The organism is Cupriavidus sp. IDO (assembly GCF_000812465.1).
Classification (GTDB): domain Bacteria; phylum Pseudomonadota; class Gammaproteobacteria; order Burkholderiales; family Burkholderiaceae; genus Cupriavidus.
This window is the reverse complement of sequence record NZ_JWMA01000195.1, coordinates 1-6,186: the sequence shown is the minus strand read 5'-3', so window position 1 is coordinate 6,186 and position 6,186 is coordinate 1. Positions and strand designations below refer to the sequence as shown.

Sequence of the window (6,186 nt, the reverse complement as noted above, 5' to 3'; positions counted from 1 at the left end):
TAGTGCTTTTTGTTGCGCCTCGGTGGGCACATCGGGGCTTCTCTCGTTGTGGGTGGAGCCCTTTCGTCACTACTAGATCGGCGCCTGACATTGCGGCATGCAAATCTGTCAATTGATGCTACTTCAATCTAAGATCAGCACGCCTTAAAGTTTTTTATTATGTTCATAGACGATCGTTTATATATTGCACGGAACGACTGATGAAGAACGCCACGCTGCGCCAGCTGAAGGTCTTTGAAACCGTCGCCCGCCACATGAGCTTTTCGCGCGCCGCCGAGGAGCTGCACCTTACCCAGCCTGCGGTCTCCACGCAGGTCAGGCAGCTGGAAAACCATGTCGGCCTGCCGCTGTTCGAGCAACTCGGCAAGAAGATCTACCTGACCCCGGCCGGCCACGAGATGCTGCACTACAGCCGCAGCATCATCCAGCAGTTCCGCGAGGCCGAAGACGCCATGTCGCAGCTCAAGGGTATTTCTGGTGGCCGGCTCAACGTGGCGGTGATCAGCGCGGGCGACTATTTCTTCCCGCGCCTGCTTGCCGAATTCATGGAACGCCACGAAGGCGTGACTCTGAATCTTGCGGTGCACAATCGCGAAGAACTGTTGCACCAGCTGGCCGGCAACCTCACCGACCTGGCCGTGATGGTGCGCCCGCCCGAAGGCATGGACACCATCAACGAATCCTTCGCGCCCCACCCCTATGTGATCGTCGCCGCGCCGACCCATCCGCTCGTCGGCAAGCGAAACATCCCGCTGGCCGGGCTGACCGACGAAGCCTTCGTCTCCCGCGAGAAAGGGTCCGATACCTGGAACTCGATGCAGGAAGGCTTTGCCGGGCGCCTCTCCAATTTGCGCATTGCAATGGAAATCAAGAGCACCGAGACCATCAAGCAGGCGGTGATCGCCAATATGGGCATCGCCTTCCTCTCGGCGCATACGGTTGGCCTGGAACTGCAGACCGGCAAGCTGGCCGTGCTCGATATCGAAGGCTTCCCGGTCATGCTCAACTGGTATGTGGTGCACCGCAAGAACAAGCGGCTGCCGCCGGTGGCGCTGGCGTTCAAGCAGTTCCTCATGGAGGAAGGTGCCGGACTGATCCAGCGCATCACCGGCGTCGGGGGCCTGATCGGCCACGGCAATCCATAAATGATTGCTTATGATTTATCAATGAAACTTTAATTATCGTAAATTCATCGCCGGCCCTATGCTTCTCTCAACCCAACCGCCACAGAGAGCACAGGAGACCGACCATGAATCAAGCCCAGCTCGAAAGCCGCCCCGCCGCCACGACGGTTGGCGCCGACAACCAACCGATTCCCCGCGAAACCCAGCTCGCGGCCTATAACGCGGCCTTTATCGAACTGGGCCTGCGCTTCCGCTGGGACGACGCGATGTACGAATGGCTGTGCGGCATCGAATGCGAGAAGGCCCGCGTGGCCCGCTACATCGAAGAGCACCACACCCATCTGCTCAAGGCCTACGACGCGGACTTCCTGAGCCAGCTGATCTTCGACAAGAAGAACGAGTACCTGCGCGCGGTCGGGCATCTCAACTGAGAAGGGCCGATCTACTCTGATGCGAGGGCGTTTCAGGAACGCCCTCGCATTTTTTGTTTTCGCCCGCGCCTTTCGGGCCTGCCCGCAGGCAGATATCGCTGGGAATGCTGCGCAAGGCAGTGCTCGACCTCGCTGGGATACACATTGAAGCCGCCGGTAATGATCATGTCCTTGGCGCGGTCGACGATGTAGAGATAGCCCTCGCTGTCGCGGCGTGCCATGTCGCCGGTATGCAGCCAGTCGCCGGCAAATACCTTCTCGTTTCTCTTCGGGACGATTCAGGTAGCCGTCCATGAGCAGCGGACCGCGCACGCAGAGTTCGCCGATCTCGCCGACCGGGACTTCACGTAGCTCGCTGTCCAGCAGCTTCACCTGGTCAAGTGCGGACGGGCGCACACTCGCGTGGCGCCCGTCGATGCTTCAGGCATCTGCCTTGACCTGCGCCTCCAGTTCGGTAATCCGCTTGCGCAGGGCCCGCTCTTCCTTGAAGCGCTCGGTCTCGTCGCGGATCACCGCGACTATGCCGGTCAGCGCGCCTTCGGGCGACTTCAGCAGCGCCACGGTAAAGGCAATCGACAACGCCTTGCCGTCCTTGTCCACGGCCGGCACCTTCAGCAGGTCCTGGCCATAGCGGGTAATACCGGTCGCCATGGTCTTGTCATAGCCCTCCCAATGCCGCCCGCGCAGCCGCTCCGGAATGATCAGGTCCAGCGACTTGCCCATGGCCTCTTCCTCCGTGTAGCCGAACAGTCGCTCCGCGGCCGGATTCCACAGCGTAATGGCGCCGTTGGCGTCGGAAATGATGATGGCGTCGCCGATCACTGACACCAGTTGCTCGTAGTCGATATTGGAATGCATGGGAATCCCCTCGTCGTCGGACATTGCCGTCAAGGTGTAGTGGAAATAGCAGGCTATCAAACTGTCGCCGCGCGTGGTTAGCAAAAAAAAAGCCGGAGCCCGCTTGCGCGAGACCCCGGCGTTCATACCAGCGCAGGCACTGGCGGTCAGCCTCAGATCACCTGGGCTTCGCGCAGGCGCTTGATGTCCTCGGCGCCGTAGCCCAGGCCAGCCAGCACTTCGTCGCTATGCTCGCCCAGCAGCGGCGAGGCGGTGATTTCCGGCTTCAGGTCCGAGAACTTGATCGGGCTGCCCACCGTGAGGTAGGTGCCACGCTCCTTGTGCGGCACCTCGGCAATGCTGCCGCTGGCGCGCAGCGAGGGATCGTTGGCCAGTTCCTTCATCGACAGCACCGGTGCGCAGGGAATGTCGAACTTGCGCAGGATGTCGACCGCCTCGTACTTGGTCTTGTCGGCCAGCCATTCCTCGATGGTGTTGAAGATATCGAAGATATGCGGCTGGCGTGCCTTGGCCGTGGCGTAGTTGGGATCGGTGATCCATTCTGGCTTGCCGAGCGCCTTGCAGATCGGCTCCCAGGCGTGGCCCTGGATAGTGAAGTAGATGTAGGCGTTGGGATCGGTCTCCCAGCCCTTGCACTTCAGCACCCAGCCGGGCTGGCCGCCGCCGCCCGCATTCCCGCCGCGCGGCACCACGTCGCTGAAGGTACCATGCGGGTACTGCGGATACTCTTCCAGGTAGCCCAGGCGGTCCAGGCGCTGCTGGTCGCGCATCTTGACGCGGCACAGGTTGAGCACGGCGTCCTGCATCGACACGGCCACCTTCTGGCCCTTGCCGGTCTTGTCGCGGCCGATCAGGGCAGTCAGGATGCCGATAGCCAGGTGCATGCCGGTGTTGCTGTCGCCGAGCGCCGCGGCGCTGACGGTCGGGGGGCCATCCCAGAAACCGGTCGTGGAAGCCGCGCCGCCTGCGCACTGCGCGACGTTCTCGTAGACCTTCAGGTCGTCATAGTGGTGGCCATCGCTGAAGCCCTTGACCGATGCGACGATCATCTTCGGGTTCAGCTCGTTGATGCGCTCCCACGAGAAACCCATGCGGTCCAGCGCGCCCGGGCCGAAGTTCTCGACCAGCACGTCCGACTCGCGGATCAGCTGCTCCAGGATCTTCTTGCCCTCCGGCTTCTTGGTGTCCAGCGTCAGCGAGCGCTTGTTGCTGTTGAGCATGGTGAAGTACAGCGCGTCGACGTCCGGGATATCGCGCAACTGGGTGCGCGTCACGTCGCCGGAGCCGGGGCGCTCGACCTTGATCACGTCGGCGCCGAACCATGCCAGCATCTGGGTGCACGCAGGGCCTGCCTGGACGTGCGTGAAGTCGATGATCTTGATGCCGTTGAGTGGGAGGTTCACTTTCGTTCTCCTATTGGAATAGCGGGGTGAAATTCGGGTGAATTACTTCTTGGCCGAGCTTTGCGGATTCAGGTTGGTCAGACGACCGCTTTCGGTGCCGGCAGCCGGATCGATGACAGCGTTGACCAGCGTGGGCTTGCCCGACCGCAGGGCTTCGTTCACCGCAGCTTCGAGTTCCGCCGGCGTGGTGACGTTGCGGCCGACGCCACCGAACGCTTCCATCATCTTGTCATAGCGCGCGCCCGGCACGAACGTCGTGACCGCCGGATCCTTGCCGCCGGTCGGATTCACGTCGATACCCTTGTAGACGCCGTTGTTGTTGAAAATGACGATGCAGACCGGCAGGTTGTAACGGCAGATCGTCTCGACTTCCATGCCCGAGAAACCGAACGCACTGTCACCGCACAGCGCCAGCACCGGCTTGTTGGTCTCGACCGCCGCGGCGACCGCGTAGCCCATGCCCACGCCCATCACGCCCCAGGTGCCCACGTCCAGGCGCTTGCGCGGCTCGTACATGTCGATCACGGCACGGGCGTAGTCCAGCGTGTTGGCGCCTTCGTTGACGAACGAGATGCCCGGGTTGGCCTTGACCACGTCCTTCAGCACGTTCAGCGCGCCGTGGAAGTTCATCGGCGAGACATCCCTGGACTTGGCCAGGGTCTCGGCCATCTTTGCCAGGTTCGTGTCCCTGCGGTCGGCCACCGCGTTCAGCCACTCGGCGCCCGGCTTGGCAAAGTCATTGCCAACCTTGTCGAGGATCGCCGACACGCACGAACCAATGTCACCCACTACCGGCGCGGCGATGGCGACGTTGCTGTCCATCTCGGTCGCCGCGATGTCGATCTGGATGAATTGCTTCGGCTTGCCCCAGGTCTTGCCCTTGCCGTGCGACAGCAGCCAGTTCAGGCGGGCGCCGACCAGCAACACCACGTCAGCTTCAGCCAGCACATACGAGCGCGCGGCCGAGGCCGATTGCGGGTGCGTATCCGGCAGCAGGCCCTTGGCCATCGACATCGGCAGGTACGGAATGCCCGTCTTCTCGACCAGCGTGCGGATATCCGCTTCGGCGCGTGCGTACGCGGCACCCTTGCCCAGCAGGATCAGCGGGCGCTTGGCGTTCTTCAGCAGCGCGACGGCACGGTCGACCGAGTCCGGTGCAGGCAGTTGGCGCGGGGCCGGATCCACCACCTTGATCAGCGACTTGCGGCCCTTCTCGGCTTCCATCGACTGGCCCAGCAGCTTGGCCGGCAGGTCCAAGTACACACCGCCCGGACGGCCCGACACGGCGGCACGAATGGCACGCGCGATACCGACACCAATGTCTTCAGCGTGCAGCACGCGGAAGGCAGCCTTGGCGTGCGGACGGGCGATGGCCAGCTGGTCCATCTCTTCGTAGTCACCCTGCTGCAAGTCGACGATCTCGCGCTCGCTCGAGCCGCTGATCAGGATCATCGGGAAGCAGTTGGTGGTCGCATGCGCCAGCGCCGTCAGCCCGTTCAGGAAGCCGGGCGCAGACACGGTCAGGCAAACGCCTGGCTTTTGCGTGAGAAAGCCGGCAATCGCGGCTGCGTTGCCTGCGTTCTGCTCGTGACGAAAGCTGATGACGCGCATGCCGTTGGCCTGCGCCAGACGAGCCAGATCGGTGACCGGAATGCCGGGCAGGCCGTAGATGTTTTCGATGCCGTTCAGCTTCAGCGCGTCGATGACCAGATGAAAGCCATCGGTTTGTGCCTGATGTTCTTCCGCGGCGTGACGCTGCAACTCGTTTCCGACTTCTGCCATGGTTGCTTCCTTCTAACAAATTGACTGGGGTTGAAATTCGCTGCTACCGGTGCCTTGCGGCCGCTCATCGTTTTCGACTGACTTTGATGACATACGGTATGTGATATATCAAAGCTCGACAAGTGGAATTTGCACTAACCGGACCAACTTTCGTCTGTGCACTGCAGCAAACAGCCTTCCTTCTGCAGCCAAATCAGCGCAATTTCCCTATTGCAGCCGATTTATTCCGTACCGGCACAGATTCGCCAGTAACTTCCCTGGTGATCTGAACCGGACTTGAGTCGCATTAGATATATTACATACCACACGCCAACCGACAATAGGGCCTTCTGGAATCGGCTTGACGCTACTCGCTACCCACTACAACTGCCCAGCTGCGATGCCTCTGCCGTGACGAAACAGACTGCACCATAACGGCCAGCTGAACGACACGCAGGGCAACAAAAAAGGCCTGGCGCGTACCGCCTCCAGGCCTTTGCGTACTGCTTAATCTCCCTTGCGGGCGGAAGCGCTGACCATATAGGCCGCATCCGAGACCGGCACCGCATCCGGGCGTCCCGTGATGAACCGCTTGCGCATCGGCGCCAG

Annotated in this window: 6 protein-coding genes; 2 read left to right on the top strand and 4 right to left on the bottom strand. The window is 61.6% G+C overall.

What is annotated here, in order from left to right; translation table 11 throughout:
• Positions 1-200: 200 nt before the first annotated feature.
• Positions 201-1,145 carry a LysR family transcriptional regulator gene (locus tag RM96_RS34420; protein ID WP_039016242.1) on the top strand — a complete coding sequence of 315 codons (945 nt, stop codon included), beginning with the start codon at positions 201-203 and terminating at the stop codon, positions 1,143-1,145.
• Between the two features lie 104 nt (positions 1,146-1,249).
• A complete protein-coding gene (locus RM96_RS34415; RefSeq protein WP_039016241.1) occupies positions 1,250-1,555 on the top strand; it encodes a hypothetical protein in 306 nt (101 codons plus the stop codon).
• 32 nt (positions 1,556-1,587) lie between these two features.
• Here the strand turns inward: RM96_RS34415 and RM96_RS40655 are convergent, their stop codons facing one another.
• From RM96_RS40655 to oxc, 4 genes are all read right to left on the bottom strand, one after another.
• Positions 1,588-1,776 carry a hypothetical protein gene (locus tag RM96_RS40655; protein ID WP_039016240.1) on the bottom strand — a complete coding sequence of 63 codons (189 nt, stop codon included), beginning with the start codon at positions 1,774-1,776 and terminating at the stop codon, positions 1,588-1,590.
• Between the two features lie 199 nt (positions 1,777-1,975).
• Complete coding sequence (locus RM96_RS34405) at positions 1,976-2,413, bottom strand: PAS domain-containing protein (protein ID WP_039016239.1); 438 nt, start codon at positions 2,411-2,413, stop codon at positions 1,976-1,978.
• Positions 2,414-2,565: 152 nt separating this feature from the next.
• Positions 2,566-3,816, bottom strand: a complete 1,251-nt coding sequence (gene frc, locus RM96_RS34400; protein WP_039016238.1) for a formyl-CoA transferase — start codon at positions 3,814-3,816, stop codon at positions 2,566-2,568.
• A 42-nt stretch (positions 3,817-3,858) separates the two neighbouring features.
• Positions 3,859-5,598 carry an oxalyl-CoA decarboxylase gene (gene oxc, locus RM96_RS34395; RefSeq protein ID WP_039016237.1) on the bottom strand — a complete coding sequence of 580 codons (1,740 nt, stop codon included), beginning with the start codon at positions 5,596-5,598 and terminating at the stop codon, positions 3,859-3,861.
• Between the last annotated feature and the right edge of the window lie 588 nt (positions 5,599-6,186).